Source organism: Methylobacterium sp. Gmos1 (genome assembly GCF_053764715.1).
On sequence record NZ_JBSNCC010000022.1, the window covers coordinates 1 to 19,538 of the forward strand.

Here is a 19,538-nt window from a genome sequence, read left to right on the forward strand (position 1 = left end):
AGCACCGAAACGTCAGACCAGCATCATCCTACTCACGATCCCACCCAGAAGGCAGGATCCGCAGGGACGACGCCGTCCACGCTTCTCTTTCTCGTATGAACTTGTCAAAGAGCGGGCCGGAGCGATCCGGCTGTCATCGGCGACGACGGGACCAGCACCTGACCAAGGTCAGGCTTGCCGGCCCAGACTGTCTCGAAGACGGTTCAGCGCCCGGGCCGCGGAAGCGGCCGGCGCCGATGGGTGGTCGTTTAGGCCCCTGATTCGGTCCCGTCAACTCCTTTGTGAAGCTCTCGCGACAGACGCCCCCTCCCCTCCCGGTTTCAGGCGGCCACGCGATGGCTGCGCGCGTCGGCGACGGCGCGGCGGGCCTCGGCCACCGCTTCGGCCAAGCCGGTCCCCGTCTTGATGGCGGCCTCCAGCGCGCGGCAGGCAACCGCCAGATCCTCGAAGCCGAGGCTTCCGGCCATCGCCACGATGACGTGGGCCTCGTGCGCCAGGGTGACCAAGTCGGCCTGCGGTGCGAAGGCGGTGGCGAGCTGTCCCATCAGCCGGTCGCGCAGGCGGCCGAGCTCCGCCTCACCGATCAGGCGCGCCAGCTCGGCGGTCTTGCGCGCGTCGAGCACCGGCGCACGGGCGGGCTGCGGCGGGCAGCGAGATCCACCCGGCGGGATGCCGGCGGCCGCAATCCGCGTCCCGGCCTCGGTCAGGCGCACGCTCACCCCGGTGCCGGCCGCCACGCAGGCGAGCGCCCCCGCCTCGGTGAGGGTCAGCACGGCGGCCATGAGGGATGCCGGTGACAGGCCGGTCTCGTAGGCGAGCCCGCCCTCCCCGCCCGCCAGCGGCAGGTCCCGCGCGGAGACGTGGAGCAGCGCCAGGAGATGAGCGACGGGATCGGCCGGTCCCTCCCCTGGGACGAGGCCGGCCCGGCGGGCGGCAAAGCCGGTGCAGGCCTCGGCCACCGCCGCCCAGGAGGCCGGATCGCCGACCCGGAACGACACGTCGCAGGCGCCCGGGAGGCGCCCGGTGAGGTCGACGGTCGGGACCGGGCGGGTCGGAATCTCGGCCCGGGCGGCGCGCAGGGCCGGGAGCCCGGCCTCGCCGCTGAGCAGGATCAGGTCGGCCTCGGCGGCCCGCGTCACCGGCACGAAGGCCTGGGCGAAGGCCGCGGCCTCGGCGGCGCCCGGGGTCGGGCAGATCAGGGCGCGGGGTCGGCCGGTGAGGCCGAAGCGGCGCCAGACCGCGTCGGCGCCGGTCTCGGGGGCCGGGGCCTCGGCACGGGTCAGCCGGTCGAGGGCGGCGTAGAGCGCTTCCGGGTCGAGGGGCTTGACCAGGATGGCGTCGAACCGTGCATCGGCGCCCCGCCGCGAGGCGAGGCCGTGCCGGTCGGCGGTGACGCCGATCAGCCGCACCCCGTCCTCCGGGCGGGAGATCTCGCGCATCAGCCGGGCAAGCGCGTAGCCGTCCATCTCCGGCAGGTGGTAGTCGATCATCACCACGTCGTGGCGGCGCTCGCTCAGGAGGCGCAGGCCGAGGAAGCCGTCCGCGGCCACGTCGACGCTGTCGCCCCGGCGCTCGCACAGGGCGCGGACGAGGTCCTGGAAGCCGGGGTCGTCCTCGACCACGAGAAGGCGCAGGCTCATCGGGTACTCCGCTCAGTCGCGTTCGGGAGATAGTCTGTCAGGGGCGGGCCGCGGGCCCGCGCGTGGCCTCCGGCGGCAGGATCGCCGCGTCGGGGGGCAGGCTCGCGAGGGCGGGGGACGGGGCGTCGATGGCGCCCGCGAGCGTGCTGCGCATCGCGCCGGCACTCGCGCCGATCGCGGACGGGGGGCGCTCGACCGCCTCGCCGAGGTAGCGCGGGCCTGACGGCGCCGGCGCGGCGACCGGCGCCGGGCGGGCGTAGCGAACCGCCTCCTTGCGCGGGCGAGCGGGGCGGGATGCGACGCGGGCCGGCGCCGCCACCGGCTCGCCGGAGAAGCGCGGTACCAGGCGCAGTTGCGTCACGGCGGCGGCCATCGCCTCCAGGGTGACGTCGTCCCGGCACAGGCGCAGGCGCAACGACAAGGGCGTCGGCGTACCGCCGGCGAGCACCGGGGCGTCGGGAATCCATTGCCAGGCGTAGAGGCAGCGCACCGCCCCATCGCGGCCGATCGCGAGGCCGTAGGGGCCGTAGGCGTTGGCCGAGGGACGGGTGACGACCTGCATCGCCGTGCCCGGAAAGGCCGCGGCGAGCTCGGCGCGGATGCCGGCCTCGGTCGGCTTGCCGCCGACGACGGCGTCGAGCGCGCCGTCCGTCGGAGAGGAGACCAGCACGAGGTCGTCGCGTCCGCCGCGAGCCCCGGGCGGGCGGAGCGTGATCGCCTGCTCGAACCCAGCCAGGCCGTCGCGTTCGCGCAGGGCGATCGCCCGCCCGATCCAGGACGGCAAGACGACGACCGGCGTGGGACGCCGCTGGAGCGCGCCGGCCGGCAGGGCGGCGTCGAGGCTCGTGAAGCGCGGCGCGGCGGCGCGCTCCTGCGCGGTGCAGGCGCCGAGGGTGAGGGCAGCGGCGAGGATGAGCGGGCGGATCACGGCACGGGCTTCCGGGGCTTGGGGAGGATGGCGCCGGTGGTGGCGACGTCGCGCGGTGCCGGCGGCTCGGCGGGGACCGCCTGCATCGCCGACCACAGGGTGCCGAGGGGGGCGGGACGCTCGGCGGCGCTCGGGACGCTCGGGCCGGTCTCGCCGGTCCAGGCCGGCAGGAGCGCGTAGCCGTAGCGTTCGTAGGGCATCGGCCCGACGCCGGGCACCCGCCGCGCGGTCGTGGGCAGGCGCTCGGACGGCCGCGCGGCGAGAGCGGGTGCGGCGAGGGGGCTGCCGGTGGGCGCGGCGCGCAGGTCGTTCTCCGCCGTCACCGCCACGGGAAAATCGCTGCGGCGCACGAGCGGAGCGGACGGCGCCTCGAGGGCGTCGGGCTGGGGCACGCGGCCGCGAGCTTCCGCCTTGCCGGCGTCCTTGGCGGTCTCCGGCCGGATTCCGAGGTCGAGATAGGTGCTGCGGGCGATCGGCTCGGCCGGGCGGGAGGCGGGCGCGTCGCAGGGCGAGGGCCGGTCGGAGCGGGCGGAGAACAGCAGGCCCACCACCCGCGGGAACAGCCCGTCGTAGCGGTTGACGAGCTCGACGAAGGCGCGCTGCTGGCCCGCCCGCTGGAGGGCGAGGGCGTAGCCGTAGACGGTCGCTTCCTTCGGGAACCACGCCACGGCGCGACGGAACCAGGCGAGCGCGGCGTCGAACTGGCAGGTGTTTGTGGCATACCAGGCGAGCGCCTGCGCACCCTCCCCCGAGGCGGTGGCGGCGGTCACCTCCGCGTAGCGGCGCAGGCGCTCGGGCTCGATCGCCGGCGGCACCGCCCGGGTCAGGTCGCGCTCCAGGATGTCGATGAACAGGAGCGAGTTGTTCACCAGCGGCTCGCGCCAGGCGTAGGCGACGTCCTCGGCCTCGCGGCGCAGGCCGAGGCGCAGGAGGGTGTGGGCGAGGCCGTGCGCCACCATCGCGTCGCCGCCGCGGGCGATGGCGCGCTTGAACCAGGACAGGGCCTCCGGCAGGTCGCTGCGCTTGAAGGCGTACCAGGCGACCAGGGCCGGCTGGTCGGGATCGGGCGCCGCCGCCGCATAGGCCTGGAAGGCGGCGAGGTCGGCGGGCGCCACCGCCTGGCCGGCCTCGTCGTGCAGGACCGCGCTGATCCGGGCGCGGATCAGGTCGATGCGGATCGGCGCGAGGTCGTCGGCCGGGATTCGTGCACCGAGCCGGTCGATCTCGGCCATCGGCAGCAGCGGCAGCGCCCGGAGCAGGCCAGCCCGGCGCTCGTCGGCACTCGCGCCGGGGGCGGCGAGCGCGCGGGAGAACAGCGCGACCGCCTCCGGCGCCCGGTCGGCGCGGGCGAGCGCTTCCGCCGCGCTCCAGGCCACCTCCGGCTCGCCCGCCTCGACCTCCGGCCGGCGCCGGTCGGCGAGGGCGGCGAGGTCGGACCAGCGGCCGGCCTTGACGAGCCCCCTCACCTCGTCGCGCAGCTGACGGCGCGCGAGGGCACGGCCGAGGGCGCCGGAGGGCGTCCAGCCCGGCTCGGCCTTGGCGCGCTCGGCGAGCGCCTTGCGCAGGGCGTCGAGGCGACCGGCATTGAGCAGGTCCCAGAACCCCTCCTCGTCCTCGGCGCCCGGCTCGGCGGTCCAGAGATCGGCGGGGGGCGTCCAGCCCGGGAAGCGGCGCGCCAGGCGCTCGGCCTCGGCGGCGACCCGCTCGGGCTGCGCTTGCGCGGCGTAGTAGCGCAACGCCGTCTCGTCGGGCCGCGTCCCGGAAGCGGCGGCCGGCGCCCCGACGAGGGCGAGGGCGAGGATCAGCGCGGGGCGCATGCGGGATACCTCGTCTTGAGGGCGGCGAGCGCCAGGAGCTGCAGGGTCGCCGGGTAGTAGTGCTCGGTCTCGGCCCGCACCCGGGCGAGCGCGGGCGGGAACGGGGTGCCGCGGGCGGCGCAGGCGGCGAGCGCCGGGACGGCGCCGTAGCCGGCTTCCGTGAGGCGGGCAGTGACCTTGCCGCTCGCGACGTCGACGAGGGGGAGGTTGCCGGCCTCCGGCCGCGGCCAGAGGCTCAGGAAAGGCGCATAGAGATCGGCATCTTTCGTGCCCGCCATGGCGAGGTAGAGCGGGATGCGCAACGCGTTGTAGGCGAAGTCGGGCGCGAAGCCGTCGGCGGGTTTCGGGGCGGCTTCCGCCAGGGAGACCCACTCGCTCGGCAGGCGCGCCGCCCCGAACCGGGCGGCGCGGATCAGCCGGCGGCCGCTGCGGTCGAGCCCGGCCCAGTCGAATTCGGGGGCGAGGAGCGGCATCCGGTCGAAGGCCGGAAAGATCCAGTAGGACAGGTTCACCACCGGGCCGTCGGGCCGGTCCTCGGCGGAGAAGCCCGCGACGCCGGGCAGCAGCAGCGGCCCGTGGGTCGCCCGCGGCAGGATCAGCTTGCGGCCGAGCTCGACCGCGATGCGCCGGCCGGCGACCCGGTGCGAGGGATCGTTCCACAGCGCCACCGCCTCGGCCAGCGCCCAGGCAACCAGGAGGTCGCCGTCGGCGGCGTCGTTCATGTCGGCGATCGCCGGGCGGCGGTCGGGCTCCCAGCGCCAGGCGAGGAGCTGGTCGTCGCGCACCATCAGGTTGGCGCGGGTCCAGGTCCAGATCCGCTCGAAGGCGGCGCGGTCGCCGGCGAGCGCGGCGAGCAGCATGCCGTAGCCCTGGCCCTCGCTGTGGCTGATGCCGCCGTTGCCGGTATCGACGACCCGGCCGGCCTCGGTGACGAAGCGGGCCTTGTAGGCGCGCCAGCCGTCGTGGTCGGCAAGCGGCGGGGCCGCGGCCGCGGCGGCGGTCGAGAGGGCCAGCAGCGCGAGGAGAAGGGTCACGAGCCTCGTCACGTCCGCCATCACGTTCTCCTACCGAGGTTGCGCACCAGCTGGTGGGTCGAGGCGGCGAGCAGCCCGGCGCAGGCGAGCGCCATCAGGGCGTAGGCCCCGCGGTTGAGGGAGAGCCAGCCGGCGGCGATGCGGCGCAGGTTGCCGAACGAGGCCGGGGCGGTGGCGACGAAGCGGGCGGATTCGGGATCGCGCGCCGCCGCCGTGCCGTCGGCGGATAGGAGGGTGGCGGCGCCGCTGGGCCGGCTCCAGACGAGCGGCTGGACGAGGCAGGCGGTCGCCTCGCTCAGGGCGCCGGGGCTTGCGGCGGTGACGAGGGTCAGCACGTCGTCTCGCGCCGGCCCGGTCACCGCCTGGGCGAGGACGAGGGCGGCCTCGGGCAGACCGGGCGCCGGCGTCGCGGGGCCGCGGCAGCCGGGGATGCCGCCTCGGCGCAGGAGCTGGCGGCGGAGCGCCGGGCTCGCCTCCGGCGCGGGGGCCGGCTCGTCGCGCTTGGTCCAGGCGTCGCCCTTCACCCAGGCGTCGCGCAGGGCCTGCGGGTCGAGGCCGGCGGCCTTGAGGAGCGGGGCGTCGAGGCTGCGCAGGGCCGCCACCACCAGGGTCGGTCCGACGACGCCGCTGCGCCCGGCCGCGAAGGCGAACGGGATCGGCCGGCCCGCCGCCAGGCCGAGGCGCGTCGCCAGGGTGGCGGCGGCCGCCATCGTGTCGCGGTCGGGGGCGGGCACGGACAGGGTCGGGGCGCGGTCTTCCGCCCGGTACGGGAAGCCGACGGCTGCGGTGGCCGCGAGATCGGGCTGGCGGGCGATCCGGGCGAGGTCGGGGATGGTCAGGCGGGTGCTGGCGCGCAAGCTCAGGCGCTCGCCGGCCGGGGCCGAGCAGGAGCGGTCCTCGGGGCGCGGCAGCTCGGCGAGCAGGGTGATGCGGTTGAGTCCGGGGCGCAGCAGGCGCAGGGGCAGGAAGACCGTGCGCCGGTGAAGGGTCTCGCCGCCGGCCTTGCCGAGGGGGACGCTGCCCGCCGCCTCGCCGTTGATCGCCACGCTGACCTGCGCGCCCGGCGCGAGGCCGGCGGGGTAGGTGGCATCGAGGTCGAGGGCGATCTTGGCGTAGTCGGCGGCCAGCAGGTCGTGCGGCAGGGCGAGATCGAGGCTGAGCCGATGGGTCCGCCCGCCGACCACCGCGTCGGACAGGCCGAGATCGGCGAGGGTGAGGCTCTCGCCGCCGGCGATCCGCCGGCCGTCACGGTCGCGTAGCGCCGCCAACCCTTCCGGCGTGCCCTGCGGCGGCGCCGCGGCGAGCGCGCCGAGCTCAGCGAGCGCCGCCGTCACGTCCGCCTCGTCCGCCCCGGTGACGACGACGACCGGGCGGCGGTCGGGCCGGCCCGGCAGGAGCGCGAGGCGCGGGCCGGTGACGGGACCGAGGGCCGCGATGTCGAGGCTGCGGGCGAGTTCCGGCGCGGGCGCCACCGCCAGGGCGAGGCCGTCGCCGGATTCGGGCGCCGGGGCGAAGGAGACAAGGGGCTGGGCGAACCGGCCGGCGAGCGCCAGGGCCTGGGCCCCGGCGAGGAGGCCCTCGACGCGGCGCTCCGACAGGCGCTCGCCGGTCTGGATCAGGCGCAGCGGCACGGCGCCGTCCGGGCCGGGCCGGACCGCCGCGAGGTCGGCGAGGTCGGCGACCCCCTCCCCCGCGGTGACGAAGCCGGTCGTGTCGGGGTCGATCTGGGTCCACAGCTCGTAGGTCGCCGCGACCGTGCAATCGACGCGGTGGCGCTGGTCCACCGTGACCGTCACGGCGTTGAATCCGGGACGCAGGGCGCCCGGCGGGATCGTCATGCTCTCGCGCGTGAGGCCGCGCACGCCGTCGATCGCCGCGCGGCCGATCTCGGCGCCGTTGAGGGCGACGCGCAGGGTCGAGGCCTCCGGCAGGACCGAGATCGCCGAGAGGTAGCCGAGCTGGAACCGCCCGCCCGCCCGCGCCTCGGCGGCGGTGACGAAGAGCGGCCAGGTCACGGTGCCGGTCTCGCCCCAGAGCCGCAGGGGCGCCGCGGTGGCGGGGAGCCGGCGCAGGGTCGGATCCGTCGCGACGGGCGGCGGCGCGGTGGGCGGGAGAGCCGGGGCCGGGGCGCGCCCGCCCGGCAGCACCATGGTCGGGGCCGGCCCGAAGCCCGAGAAGGTCTGGGCCGGGGCGGGCGCGGCACTGAGGGCCGCGCCGAGGGTCGGGACGAGCGTGGCGACGAGGAGGCGGCGCATCCGGGAGTGCTCCTCTCAGGCGGCGTTACGGGCGGCGGCCGCACCGCGCGGGTCCGCGAGGGTGTCGCGGGCAGGCGTGGCTGGGACGGAGTCGAGGGGTGGCGCCCGGCGCGGCGTCGCGATCGTGACCGGGGCGGTGCCTGCCAGCGCCAGGATGCTCTCGCTCCAGGCCGCCGCGTCGAGCGCACCCGCGTCGGGCCGCGGGGCGGCGAGGTCGGGGGCGGCGGCGAGGAGGCCGGCGATGGCGGTCCGCCAGGCGGCCTCGTCCACCGGAGCCTCGGTCGGGGAGCGTTCCGGCGCGGCCGGGGCGTGAGCGGCGGCAGGGGCAGCGACCGCGGCCACGGGGCCCGCGGCCGCCGGGTCCTCGATGGCGGGACGCGGCTCGGTCCGGATCGTCGCAGCGATCTCCGCCGGGGGCGCGGGGGGGATCACCGGCGCGGGCGGAGCGGCGGCGAGAGCGGGCGCGAGGCCCGAGCGCTCGCGGGCGATCTCGTCGGCCAGAATCCTCTGCGGGGCCGGCTCGGCGCTTGCGGCGAGCGCCGGCGCCGCGACGGCCGGGACACTCTCGGCCGCGCGTTCCGCCGGGGCCGGCATCGCGTGCGGCACGGGCGCCGGCAGGATCGCCTGAGCCTTGGGTGCCGGCTTGCCGAGATACGACACCGCCCGCACCGGCTCGGCGACGCCCCAGGCGAGGAAGCGCAGGGTGCCGGTGAGGAGGTCGCGGTGGCGCCGGCGTCCTTTCAAAAAGGCGCGCAGGGCGCCGGCATCGCCGTACATCAGCCCCGCCACGGTGCGGTACTCGGCCGGCGCGAGGGCCGAGAAGGCGACGACGCGCAGGTCCGGCGCCGGCGCTGCCTGCCACGAGAATCGCAAGGGCGCGCCCGCTCCGGCCTGGAGCGCGCCGCCCTCCGGCAGCGCCGGCCATGGCGCGCCGTCGCTCCGGCGCAGGGTCGCGGCGTCAGTGCTCATCCGCTCGACGACGACCGGCACCCGCTCGTCCCCGACGATCGCGAGCGCCGGCCGGCCGACGGGCAGGCTCGGCACGCGCTCGTCCTGGCGCCGCTCGGCGACGACGCCGAGGCCGACGCCGGCGATCACCAGGTTGAACCCGCACCACAGGCCGACGACCAGCATCAGGCTGGTGACGCCGGGCTCGTAGAGGTAGCGCCACGCCGCCATGCCGCAGCCGGCGGCCAGGGCCAAGAAGATCGCGAAGAACGGCCAGGCCAGGGCGGAGAGGTGGTCGTGGTCGAGGCCCGCCCCCTTGGCGGTGACCGAGAAGCTCGGGCGCCGGGGCGAGGCGATCACCGAGACGATCGAGCGGACCAGGAACACGCCCTGGACGTACTCGTACAGCTCGGAGACGAACGGCCAGCGCACGTGGCCGTACAGGTAGTTCTGGATCATCAGGTTGGCGATGATGTAGGTCGCCGTGTAGGCCAGGGCCTCGTCCACCGACGAGACGAAGATCTTGACGTCGAAGAAGATGTGCAGGAGCGGCGCGAGCATGAAGATCAGCCGCGGCAGCGGGAAGAACCAGAACGTCATGCTCGACAGGTAGGCGAGCTTCTGGATCGGTCGTAAGCCCCGCTTGGTCAGCGGGTTCTTGAGCATCAGGATCTGGATCATGCCCTGGCACCAGCGGCCGCGCTGGACGATGAAGTCGGCCAGGCTCTCGGGCTGGAGCCCGGCGATCAGCGGCTGGCCGACATAGGCGCTGGTCCAGCCCTTGCCGTGCAGGTCGAGGGCGGTCTCGCAATCCTCCGTGATGGTAATGCCGGAGAACCCTCCGACCGCGTCGAGGGCGCACCGGCGCAGGAGCGCCGCCGAGCCGCAGAAGAACGAGCCGTTCCACTTGTCGAGCCCGGTCTGGGTCACGCCGTAGAACATCTCGTTCTCGGACGGCATGCGGGCGAAGGTGCGCAGATTCCGCTCGACCGGATCGGGATTGAGGAAGACGTGCGGGGTCTGGACCAGGAACAGGTTGGGGTCCTGCGAGAACAGCCCGACCGTCTCGGCGAGGAACGAGCGGAACGGCGCGTGGTCGGCATCCAGCACCAGCACGATCTCGGCGCGCGAGGCGGTGAGACCGTTGTTGAGGTTGCCGGCCTTGGCGTGCTCGTTGCGCGCCCGCGTCAGGTAGCGGGCGCCGAGTTCCGTGCAGAGGGCCTGGAGCTCGGCCCGGCGCGCCCTCGCGGCTCCGGCCTTGCGCGGATCCGGATCGGCGCATTTCTGGTCGGTGCCGCCGTCGTCGAGGAGCCAGACGGTGAGTTTTTGAGCCGGATAGTCGAGGTTCAGCGCCGCCGCGAGGGTGACGGCGAGCAGCTCGGTCGACTCGTTGTAGCTCGGGATCAGCACGTCGACGGCGGGAAGCTCCGCCTCCGCCGGCAGCGCGACGGGGGCGCGCACCAGGGGATCGGCGTTGACGATCAGGCTCACCGCCAGGATCAGCACGCAGTACAGTTCCGCCCCGAGCAGCACGAGGCCGAAGCCGAGGCCGACGGGATCGTCGAGGGAGGGCAGCGTGCCGGTGAGGCGCCAGTAGACGTAGCGGATCACCACCAGGGTGCCGAGCGCCAGGAAGGCGAGCCGGGGCAGGCCGCGGCGCGGCGCCAGCAGCCACAGGGCGGCCATGCCGGCGCAGGCGGCGGCGCAGAGCCAGGTCTGCGCCGCCGGGCCGACCGGCTGGACGAGGAGCCCGACGGTGAGGAGAGCGGACAGCGCCCAGGCGGTCCAGCGGAGAGCGGCGGCCATCTCTAGAAGCCCGCCCGCATGTCGACGGTGGTGTAGAGGCCGCCCTTGCGGGTCTGGTCGTGCAGGTAGCCGGCGGCGACGCCGAATTGCAGCGCGCCGAACTGGAAGCCGCTCCAATGGGCGCCGATCCGCCACTGCCGGTAGTAGTCGTCGCCGAGGAGCGCCGCCTCGGGCCCGAGGAAGCCGCCCATCACCGCGACGCCGCCGCGCAGGCGGCCGTAATAGGCGTTGAAGGTGCTGGAATAGGTGCCGGTGGCGTGCACCATCGTGCCCGGGGTCGGCCGGGCGTAGAGGTCGAGCGCCGCCTTGAGGCCGCCGGCGTTGCGTGCGCCCGCATCCAGCCCCGCCACCTCGTTGCGGCGCACGTTGAGGCCGACGAAGGCCGACAGCACCGCCTCGGGCCAGACCCAGCCGTAGCCGAGGAGCGCCGCGACCTCCGCCTGCTGGCCGAGCCCGGTGCCGGACCGGTACGAGCCGATCAGCGTGTCCGCCCGCAGGCGCAGGCCGCTGGTCAGCAGGGAGCCGGCGGGCGCCGCGGTCGCGGTCGCGCCGGCGAATTGCGAGCCCTGCGAGCTGACGGTCGCCGAGGTGTCGACCGAGACGATCCAGGCGTCCTGCGCGCCCGGCGCCTCGGCGCCGGTATACCAGTCGGCTGCGAGCGCCGGCCGGCCGCAGGCCGCCGTGAGAGCGAGGGCGCATCCGGACAGGACGCGCGAGGACGGGCCGCGCCGGACCACGGCGCGGGTAAGATTGCGGTGCATGTCGAAACGCCACCTGACCCTGCAACAAGGCCAGGATCGCGCCCGCATCATTAAGCGGACCTTGCCGGGACGGGCGGCATCCCGTGCGATTCAGTCTTACATCCTTCAGGATGATTTCGGGTGGGCGGGATAGACCACGGGGGCGAGTCAAGGCGGCTGGGGATCGGTGTCCACAGCGGCGCCGGGATAGGCGGGGGGCTGACCTCAGAGGCCGCTCCTGACTACCTCCACCCTACTCCGGAAGACGCGGGATCCCCTCTCCCACACGGGAGAGGGGGGGGAGCGCTCGACTTGAGAACGCGGCATCAGCTGGTGCGGAGATCGATCGGGACCGGGCCGGAGGCTTCCGGTCCGCGAGGAGATCGCATCATCCCCTTTCCCCACGCACCTTAAGCCGTCCGGCCGAGACCGGCCGGCGCCACTGCATCGGCCTCCAGGTCCGAGATCAGGCGGCGGGTCTCGAAGGCCGCCGCGGTGCAGCGGGCGCGGGCGCGGGCGAGCGCCATCGCGAAGGCGGCGGGATCGCGGGCGACCTCGTCCTCGGTGCAGGATTCGAGCTCGGCGCAGGACCGGGAGAGGGCCGCGAAGCCGAGCATGCCGGCGGCCGAGACGAGGCCGTGCGCCTCGAAGCGCAGCCGCGCCCGTCCGGCGGCCTCCGTCCCCTCCCCGGCCAGCGCCCCGGTGACCTGCTCGGCGAGGTGGCCGAGGAGGCGGCGCACCGCCTCCGGCGGCAGGTAGGCGCAGACGCCGTCGTAGAGCGCCCGGTCGAGGGCGGGCTCGTCCTCGACGGCGCCCTCTCCTGCGCCGTCGTCGCGGTCGAGCCAGCGGTCGAGGAGCGCGGCGAGCTCGGCCGGGGTGAAGGGCTTGCCGAGGTGGTCGTCCATCCCGGCCTCGCGGAAGGACTGGACCTGGTCCGGCAGCACGTTGGCGGTCATGGCGATCACCGGCACCCGCCCGGCGGGGCCGGGCAGGCAGCGGATCAGCCGCGTCGCCATGGTGCCGTCGAGGCCCGGCATCTGCACGTCCATCAGCACGAGGTCGTAGGCGCCCGCCTCGGCGGCCCGCACCGCCTGGAACCCGTCGGTGGCGACGTCGACGCCGTGGCCGGCCTTGCGCAGCATCAGGCAGGCGAGCTCGCGGTTCACCTCGATGTCCTCGACGAGGAGGATGCGGCCCGCCCGCCCCGGCCGGGTCGCGGCGCGGGCCTCCGGCGGCGCCTGGTCCTCGGCCCGGGGCAGGGTCAGAGTGAGCCAGAAGGTCGCGCCGCGGCCGGCCGCCGAGATCACCCCGATCTCGCCGCCCATCGCCTCGACGAGGCGGCGGCTGATGGCGAGGCCGAGGCCGGTGCCGCCGTAGTCGCGGCGGATCGAGCTGTCGACCTGCGAGAAGCGCTCGAACAGCCGCCCCTGCGTCTCGGGCGCGATGCCGATGCCGGTGTCAGACACGGAGAAGCGAATCCGCTCCCCGGAGGCGCCGCTGCCCTCGTGGCGCAGGGACAGGGCGACGCTGCCGCGGGGGGTGAACTTCACCGCGTTGTTGAGGAGGTTGAGGAGGATCTGGCGCAGCCGCGCCTCGTCGCCGACGAGGTGGCGCGGCAGGCTCGCGTCGATGGTGCTCGTCACCGCGAGGCTCTTCTCGGCGGCCGCCGCCCCGACCACCCCGAGGCAGCCCTCGGCCAAGGCCTCGATCGCGAACGGCTCGGGCCGCAGGGCCACCGCCCCGGCCTCGACAGAGGAGAAGTCGAGGATGTCGTTGACGAGCGTCAGGAGACCCCCGGCCGAGGCGCGGGCGAGGCCGGCGTAGCGGCGCAGCTCCGGCTCGAGGTCGTCGGCCTGCGCGAGCAGCCCGGTGAAGCCGATCACGGCGTTCAGCGGCGTGCGGATCTCGTGGCTCATCGCCGAGAGGAAGTCGGTCTTGGCGGCATTCGCCCGCTCGGCGGCGACCTTGGCCGCCTCCGCCGAGACCTTCGCCGCTTCCGCCGCGGCCTTGGCGGCGACGAGCCCGGCCTCCGCGTCCTTGCGGGCCGAGACGTCGAGGTTGAGGCCCGTGATCCGCAGTGCCCGCCCGTCGCGGTCGCGGCAGAGCCGGCCGATCGCCTGGATCCAGCGCTGGCCGCCGGGTACCGTAACCCGGAAGGCGATGTCGACGGTGCCCCCGCCCGCCACCGCGCCGCGGAAGGCGGCGAGGGCGGGCTTGCGGTCCGGCGGCACCAGCCGGCGCAGCCAGGCGCCGAGCCCGATCACCGCCGGCCGGTCGCCGGGCAGCCCGTGCAGCCGCGCGCTCTCGGGCGCCAGGGTCACCTCGCGGGTGACGAGGTCGAGGTCGAACAGGCCGGCGCCGGCGGCGTCCTGAGCGAGGCGCAGGAGGTCACCGGTCTCCTCCAGCGCCTTGCGGGCGGCCAGGATATCGTCGATGTCGAGGGCCGAGCCGAGCCAGCCGAGGAGCGCGTCGTCCTTGCGCAGGGGCTGGAACGAGAGCTGGTGCCAGCGATAGGCGCCGTCGCGGTCGCGCAGGCGGCCTTTCGCCTCGCCGCTGCCGCCCTCGACCAGCGCCGCGGTGATCCGCGGCCGGTCGTCGGGGTGGTAGCGTTCCTGCCGCGCCGCCCGGCCGGGGCCGATCGGGCCGAAATAGCGCTCGAAGGCCGGGTTGGCGTAGACGGTCTCGCCGGTATCGGTGCGCTCCATCCAGACGAGCTGGGGCAGCGTGTCGGCGAGCGCGCGGTAATGCGCCCGGCTCGCGCGCAGCGACGCCTCCGCGTCCTGGCGCGCGCCCGCGTCGCGGATCGCCGCGACGAAGGGCGGTCCTTGTGCCGACAGGCGGGTCTCGACCCAGATCCAGCGCCCGTCGGCGTGGGACAGGCGATGCACCAGGGCGCCGCCGCCGACGAGGGCCGCCACGGCGGGACGGTCCTCCGGGTGGGCCCATTCGGTGAGGGAAAGCCCCGCGAGGGTTTCGGGCGCGCGGCCGGTCAGCGCGAGGCTCGCCGGCGAGGCGCGCACGAGCCGGCCCGCGGCGTCGATCTCCGCGACGAGGTCCGGGCAGGCATCGACGAGCCGCCGCGCCGCGCCGCGCCCGAACAGGCGGGCGAAGGGGTTGCGCCAGCCGGAGCGCGCGTCACGGCTCACGCCGTCACGCCCCGTCCTGCCACGCGGCGAAGCCCCGCGCGGCGCACCGTCCTCCGCGCCCGGAACACCCTCGGGCGCGGGCCTGCCTCGGATCCCATCGTCATGGCGGGCCTGGTCCCGGTCAATGAGCGAAAATTTGTCAGATGATGGTTAACCACCGATTCATTAAACGAGGCTTAACCTACCTCTGCGACCAGAACAGTCATGACAGCAACGTCACACACGCCTCAGTTCGGTCCGGCTTCCCCAGCGTCGACGGCGATGGTGGCCGCGGTGCAGCTCGGCAGCGAGCGGCGGCGCGACCGGCGCTTTCCCGTCACCCTGTCGGCGCGGCTGCGCCACGGCGGCCGGAGCTACCGCACCGAGATCCTGAACCTGAGCCGCGGTGGCCTGCTGCTCGCTCCGGTGGCGACGGTCATGCTGGTCCCGGGCTCCCCGATCCAGGTCGCGGCGGCGTCGATCGGCGAGGTCGAGGCCCATATCGTCAGCCTGAGCGCGCTCGGGATCCACGCACGGGTCGAGGGGACGTCCGAGCGTTTCCAGAAGGCCCTGGTGCATCTGGCGCGGCTGACCCGGATCTGGATGGCGCCGGAGGCGTGAACGGCGGCAGTTCCCGGCCGGGGGGCTGCGGGCTGTCCGGCAGGTCCGCGCGCGGGACATGAATCCCGCCGGGCAGGCTTCTGGTCTTCCTCAACAGAACGGAAGCGACCGAGGTCGGGGCTCGTCGGTCACCGGAAGGCGCACGCGTCGCGTGGCTTCACCGCCCCGTGGGGCCGCCTCCGCTCCGTCATCCGAAACAATCCGCCGCTACGGCCCGGCCCGGACGGCACCCGGGGCGATCGTCGCGGCCCGTCGCATGGGTGGCGTCATGCCTCCCTCCGTCGGTCTCAGTCCTCCCCGCCTCGGGCGGGAGGGACGGTGGGGAGCGTGATCCTGTCCGGCTCGCTCGTCAAGCATTATGGAACCGCGGCCGGAGCGTCGGCGCCGAGGCGAGCGGGCTTGGTGCGGATGTCCATGGCGTTGCCGCGCCAGACGATGTCGCGGGCGACCCAGGCGGCGAGCCAGATCGGGATGAACGAGAGGTCGCGGACGAGACACGTAAGCGGCCAGCGCCAGGAGCGCGGCCAGCCGTTGCGGGCAGCGAGCCGCCACTCGGCGCCGTACCAGGCGGCGGCGGTGCCGAGCATCGCCGCGAGGCCGGTGAGGCCCCCACCCGCCGCCGGATAGGCCGCCAGCATCGGGATCACCGCGCCGGTGCCGATCTCGGGGGCGAAGAACAGCGGGAAGGTGACGCGGCGCAGGCGCGCCCAGCGCAGCTGGCGCGACCACACCTCGGCGGCGCGGCGGGGCCCGAGCGGCTGGGCGAAGGGCGAGGCGACGAGGTGGACCTTGCGGCCCATCGCCCGCACCAGCTTGGTCGCCGCGGCGTCCTCGGCGATCTCGGCGCCGAGCGCCCGGATACCGCCCTGCGCCTCCAGCAGCGGGCGGTGCCAGAGCATGCTCTTGCCCTGGGCGAAGCCGAGGCCGAGCGCCTCGCCGACGTATTGCCAGCGCGCCTGGAGGGTGTTGAGGAAGGCGCACTCGACCTCGGCCCAGAAGCTGCCGGGCCGGGTGCCGACCGGCGTCGAGCAGACGAGGCCGGTGTCGGGGCGCCAGGCGGCGCGCAGGCGCTGGATGTAGTCCGCCGGCATCAGCACGTTCGAGTCGGCGAGCACGATCCAGTCGTGGCGCGCCTCGTCCCAACCGCGGATGCAGTTGTTGAGCTTCGGGTTGTCGCTCACCCGCTCGTCGCCGACGATCAGCCGGGCCGGCACGCCCGGATTCGCGGCGATCAGCCGCTCGACCAGCGGCACGATCGGGTCGGTGGCGCGGGCGACGCAGAAGATCAGCTCGTAGCGCGGGTAGGCGAGGCGAAAGCCCGAGGCCAGCGTCTCCTCGCTGTAGGTCTCAAGGCCGCAGACCGGCCGCACCACCGTGACGGGGGCGTCCTCGCGTCCTGCCGGATCCGGATCGGGCCGGCCGAGGCGGCGAAGCGCGACCACGAGGCTCGCGAGGTTGATCACCGTGAGGGCGAGGCAGATGATGGCGGCAAAGCCGGTACCGGTCATGCGGGTTCTCCCGGGCCGGTGCCGACCCGCGCCCTGTCGTCTCCCTCAAACAGACGGGCTGTTGCAGCCGTATGACGCTGCCGCACGCCCGGGCGCCGCTGTTCCTTTCCGGCATCACCCTGGATCCGGTCCGCGGCCCAGCTAGATCCTCCCGCGAAACGCCAACCGACGAGCCAGGCATGTCTTCGCCCCTCAACCCGCCGACCCCCGATCCCCGCCCGACCCTCCGGGCTCCCGACGACGATCCGCATCTCTGGCTCGAGGAGATCGACGGGGAGCGCGCCCTCGCCTGGGTCGAGGCGCAGAACGCCGACACGCTCGCAGTCCTCGCCGACGGGCGTTTCGCCGCCGACCGCGACGGCCTGAAGGCCGCCCTCGACCGGCCGGACAAGATCCCGGGCGTCACCCGCCGCGGGGGGCTCCTCTACAACCTGTGGCAGGATGCCGGGCATCCCCGCGGCCTGTGGCGGCGCACGACGGAGAGCGAGTACGCCAAGCCCGAGCCGGCCTGGGACGTGCTCCTCGACCTCGACGCGCTCGCCCGCGACGAGGGCGAGGACTGGGTGTGGAGCGGCGCCGCGAGCCTGCCGGGCAGCCACGCCCGCGCCCTGATCCAGCTCTCCCGCGGCGGCGGCGACGCGACGGTGGTGCGCGAGTTCGACCTGGCCGAGCGCCGCTTCGTCCCGGACGGTTTCTCGCTGCCGGAGGCCAAGAGCATCCCGGTCTGGCTCGATCCCGACACGCTGCTGCTGGCCAGTCCGCTCGGCGGCCCGGAGCACGCGACGCCGGCCGGCTACGCGCGCACCGTGCGGCTGTGGCGGCGCGGCACCGATCCGCTCGCCGCGCCGGTGATCTTCTCCGCCGGCCCGACCAGCATGGTCGCCTACGGCTACCCGGACCGGGAGGCCAGCCCCGAGCGCCTGGTATTCGCCGAGCGCACCGGCTTCTTCGACGGCACGATCAGCCTCGGCGACCGCACCGGGCCGAAGACCCGCCTCGACATCCCGACCGATGCCGACGCCCACTGGCACCGCGGGTATCTCGCCATCCGCACCCGCACGCCGTGGGCGGTCGGCGGCGCGACCCACCCGGCCGACAGCGTGCTCGGCATCGGGCTCGACGCGTTCCTGGCCGGCGACCGTGATTTCCAGGTCCTGTTCACCCCCGGCCCGCGCCGGGCGCTCCAGGGCTTCTTCTGGACCGGCGGGCACCTCGTCATCTCGGTCCTCGACGACTTGAAGGCGGTGTTTCCGGTCTTCACTCCCTCGCAGGGCGGCTGGGCCGAGAGCCGCGTCGCGGGGCTACCGGAGCTCGGCGTCGTCAGCGTGTGGTCGATGGACGGCGAGGAGGAGGAATCGAACGGCGACCTGATGGTGGCGGCGAACGACCCCGTCACCCCCTCGACGCTTCTGACCACCCGCCCCGACCTCGCCGCCCCGAGGCTCCTGAAGCAGGCCCCGTCCCTGTTCGAGGCCGACGGCATGGTGGTGACCCGGCACGAGGCGGTGTCGAGCGACGGCGAGCGCATCCCCTACGTCCAGGCCGGCCCGCCCGGGGAGACCGGCGAGGCGCCGGTGCACCTCTCGGGCTATGGCGGCTTCCAGGTCACGAACCTCGCCGGCTACTCGGCGGTGCTCGGCCGGCTCTGGCTCGCCAAGGGCGGCACGCGGGTGGTGGCGAACATCCGCGGCGGCGGCGAGTTCGGCACCCGCTGGCACGAGGCCGGGCGGCGCGAGGGCAAGGCGCTCACCCACGACGACTTCGCGGCAGTGGCCGCCGACCTGGTGCACCGCGGCGTAACCCGGCCCGGCCGCATCGCCGCCGAGGGCGGCTCGAACGGCGGGCTCCTCATCGCCAACATGCTGACGCGCTACCCCGAGCGCTTCGGCGCGCTGTTCTGCACCGTGCCGCTGATCGACATGCGGCGCTACACCAAGCTTCTCGCCGGCGCGAGCTGGATCGCCGAGTACGGCGACCCCGACGACCCGCAGGACTGGGCCTTCCTCCAGCACATCTCGGCCTACCACCTGGCCGAAGCCGGCCGGCCCTACCCGCCGATCCTGATCGCCACGACGCGGCGCGACGACCGGGTGCATCCGGGCCACGCCCGCAAGATGGCGGCGAAGCTCCAGGGCTTGGGCTACCCCGCCCGCTTCTACGAGCCCGAGGCCGGCGGCCATTCCCACGGCAAGACCAGCGCCGAGACCGCCGCCTTCGCGGCGCTGGGCGCCGCCTTCCTGCGGCGGGCGATCGGCTGGGAGCCGGAGGTGGCGGGCACATAATGGTTTCTGCGCAGTAAAACCCGGGACGATCCGGGAACCCGGGCGCGGCGCGCACGTCATTCCGGTGCTCAAGCGTGGCCTATTGCCTCCGCCTTCTGCCGGATAAGGATTCCTTCACGATGCGCGCCGCAGCAGCTCTCCTCGTCACCCTCTGCGTGGCCGGGATCAACGAGGCGCGAGCCGGGATCCTGATCCGGGTCGACAAGACCACCCAGCGGATGACCGTGACCCGCGACGGGCAGACGCTCTACGACTGGCCGGTCTCCACCGGCATGGAGCGCTACAGCACGCCGCGGGGCGCCTTCTCGCCCTCGCGCATGGTGGCCGATTACCGCTCGCGCGAGTGGGACGACGCGCCGATGCCGCACGCGATCTTCTTCACCGGCCGCGGCCACGCCATCCATGGCAGCAGCCATACCGGCCGCCTCGGCACCCCCGCCTCGCATGGCTGCGTGCGCCTGGCGCCGGGCAAGGCCGCGACGCTCTATTCCCTCGTCAAGGCGGAGGGGATGGGCAACACCCGGGTGGTGATCGGCGGCGACGAAACCGCGCTCGCGAGCCGCGCGACGCCGCGCCGGGAAGCGCGGGTGCGCCGCGAGCGCCTCGACGAGGACGGCTTCACGCAGGCCGGCTACGCCCAGGCCCCCCGCGTCGCGCGTCGCCGCGCCGCCGATCCGTGGGGCAACGACTGGCAGCCGGTCGGCGCGACCTACCCGTCGCCCTACGGCGCGACGTACTATTCCTACGGCCCGTCGTACTGAACTGCACCCGCCTTGCCGAACGCCGCCCTGCGCGACACCTAAGCGGACGAAGCGTTGGCTTGCCAACGCTTCG

General features: G+C 74.8%; 12 protein-coding genes. 3 read left to right on the forward strand and 9 right to left on the reverse strand.

The window, feature by feature from the left end:
• Positions 1 to 320: 320 nt before the first annotated feature.
• The 8 genes from ACS5PV_RS27715 to ACS5PV_RS27750 all read right to left on the reverse strand — a co-directional run bounded on the left by ACS5PV_RS27715 (position 321) and on the right by ACS5PV_RS27750 (position 14,314).
• Positions 321 to 1,640: a response regulator gene (locus ACS5PV_RS27715; protein WP_455398557.1), complete on the reverse strand. Its 1,320-nt coding sequence runs from the start codon at positions 1,638 to 1,640 to the stop codon at positions 321 to 323.
• Between the two features lie 37 nt (positions 1,641 to 1,677).
• On the reverse strand, positions 1,678 to 2,568 hold the full coding sequence (gene bcsN / locus ACS5PV_RS27720) for a cellulose biosynthesis protein BcsN (RefSeq protein WP_455398558.1): 891 nt from the start codon (positions 2,566 to 2,568) through the stop codon (positions 1,678 to 1,680).
• Positions 2,565 to 4,385, reverse strand: a complete 1,821-nt coding sequence (locus ACS5PV_RS27725) for a hypothetical protein (RefSeq protein ID WP_455398559.1) — start codon at positions 4,383 to 4,385, stop codon at positions 2,565 to 2,567. Before ACS5PV_RS27725 ends, bcsN begins: the two co-directional genes overlap by 4 nt.
• Complete coding sequence (locus tag ACS5PV_RS27730; RefSeq protein WP_455398560.1) at positions 4,370 to 5,440, reverse strand: glycosyl hydrolase family 8; 1,071 nt, start codon at positions 5,438 to 5,440, stop codon at positions 4,370 to 4,372. The genes ACS5PV_RS27725 and ACS5PV_RS27730 overlap by 16 nt, the downstream gene beginning before the upstream one ends.
• Positions 5,440 to 7,674 (reverse strand): cellulose biosynthesis cyclic di-GMP-binding regulatory protein BcsB, encoded by a 2,235-nt coding sequence (locus tag ACS5PV_RS27735; protein ID WP_455398561.1) that lies wholly within the window; start codon positions 7,672 to 7,674, stop codon positions 5,440 to 5,442. The genes ACS5PV_RS27730 and ACS5PV_RS27735 overlap by 1 nt, the downstream gene beginning before the upstream one ends.
• Before the next feature lie 15 nt (positions 7,675 to 7,689).
• Positions 7,690 to 10,428: a UDP-forming cellulose synthase catalytic subunit gene (gene bcsA / locus ACS5PV_RS27740; protein ID WP_455398562.1), complete on the reverse strand. Its 2,739-nt coding sequence runs from the start codon at positions 10,426 to 10,428 to the stop codon at positions 7,690 to 7,692.
• A gap of 2 nt (positions 10,429 to 10,430) precedes the next feature.
• Positions 10,431 to 11,189, reverse strand: a complete 759-nt coding sequence (bcsS, locus tag ACS5PV_RS27745; RefSeq protein ID WP_455398563.1) for a cellulose biosynthesis protein BcsS — start codon at positions 11,187 to 11,189, stop codon at positions 10,431 to 10,433.
• A 389-nt stretch (positions 11,190 to 11,578) separates the two neighbouring features.
• Positions 11,579 to 14,314 (reverse strand): ATP-binding protein, encoded by a 2,736-nt coding sequence (locus ACS5PV_RS27750; protein ID WP_455398564.1) that lies wholly within the window; start codon positions 14,312 to 14,314, stop codon positions 11,579 to 11,581.
• Between the two features lie 204 nt (positions 14,315 to 14,518).
• On the opposite strand from ACS5PV_RS27750, the gene ACS5PV_RS27755 reads away from it, so the two are divergent.
• Entirely contained in the window at positions 14,519 to 14,914 is a 396-nt protein-coding gene (locus tag ACS5PV_RS27755) for a PilZ domain-containing protein (RefSeq protein ID WP_455398565.1), read from the forward strand.
• 356 nt (positions 14,915 to 15,270) lie between these two features.
• Here the strand turns inward: ACS5PV_RS27755 and ACS5PV_RS27760 are convergent, their stop codons facing one another.
• Positions 15,271 to 16,422, reverse strand: coding sequence for a ceramide glucosyltransferase (locus ACS5PV_RS27760; protein ID WP_455398566.1), 1,152 nt, complete (start codon positions 16,420 to 16,422; stop codon positions 15,271 to 15,273).
• A gap of 179 nt (positions 16,423 to 16,601) precedes the next feature.
• On the opposite strand from ACS5PV_RS27760, the gene ACS5PV_RS27765 reads away from it, so the two are divergent.
• Positions 16,602 to 18,704 (forward strand): prolyl oligopeptidase family serine peptidase, encoded by a 2,103-nt coding sequence (locus ACS5PV_RS27765; protein ID WP_455398567.1) that lies wholly within the window; start codon positions 16,602 to 16,604, stop codon positions 18,702 to 18,704.
• Positions 18,705 to 18,823: 119 nt separating this feature from the next.
• Positions 18,824 to 19,465 (forward strand): L,D-transpeptidase, encoded by a 642-nt coding sequence (locus tag ACS5PV_RS27770; protein ID WP_455398568.1) that lies wholly within the window; start codon positions 18,824 to 18,826, stop codon positions 19,463 to 19,465.
• Positions 19,466 to 19,538 lie beyond the last annotated feature (73 nt).

What these genes read in the sequence shown, in the direction of transcription:
- ACS5PV_RS27730 (WP_455398560.1), bottom strand. Translation starts at nt 5,440, where the DNA reads ATGGCGGACGTGACGAGGCTCGTGACCCTTCTCCTCGCGCTGCTGGCC.
- bcsS (WP_455398563.1), bottom strand. Translation starts at nt 11,189, where the DNA reads ATGCACCGCAATCTTACCCGCGCCGTGGTCCGGCGCGGCCCGTCCTCG.
- bcsA (WP_455398562.1), bottom strand. Translation starts at nt 10,428, where the DNA reads ATGGCCGCCGCTCTCCGCTGGACCGCCTGGGCGCTGTCCGCTCTCCTC.
- ACS5PV_RS27765 (WP_455398567.1), top strand. Translation starts at nt 16,602, where the DNA reads ATGTCTTCGCCCCTCAACCCGCCGACCCCCGATCCCCGCCCGACCCTC.
- ACS5PV_RS27770 (WP_455398568.1), top strand. Translation starts at nt 18,824, where the DNA reads ATGCGCGCCGCAGCAGCTCTCCTCGTCACCCTCTGCGTGGCCGGGATC.
- ACS5PV_RS27735 (WP_455398561.1), bottom strand. Translation starts at nt 7,674, where the DNA reads ATGCGCCGCCTCCTCGTCGCCACGCTCGTCCCGACCCTCGGCGCGGCC.
- ACS5PV_RS27755 (WP_455398565.1), top strand. Translation starts at nt 14,519, where the DNA reads ATGACAGCAACGTCACACACGCCTCAGTTCGGTCCGGCTTCCCCAGCG.
- ACS5PV_RS27760 (WP_455398566.1), bottom strand. Translation starts at nt 16,422, where the DNA reads ATGACCGGTACCGGCTTTGCCGCCATCATCTGCCTCGCCCTCACGGTG.
- ACS5PV_RS27725 (WP_455398559.1), bottom strand. Translation starts at nt 4,385, where the DNA reads ATGCGCCCCGCGCTGATCCTCGCCCTCGCCCTCGTCGGGGCGCCGGCC.
- ACS5PV_RS27715 (WP_455398557.1), bottom strand. Translation starts at nt 1,640, where the DNA reads ATGAGCCTGCGCCTTCTCGTGGTCGAGGACGACCCCGGCTTCCAGGAC.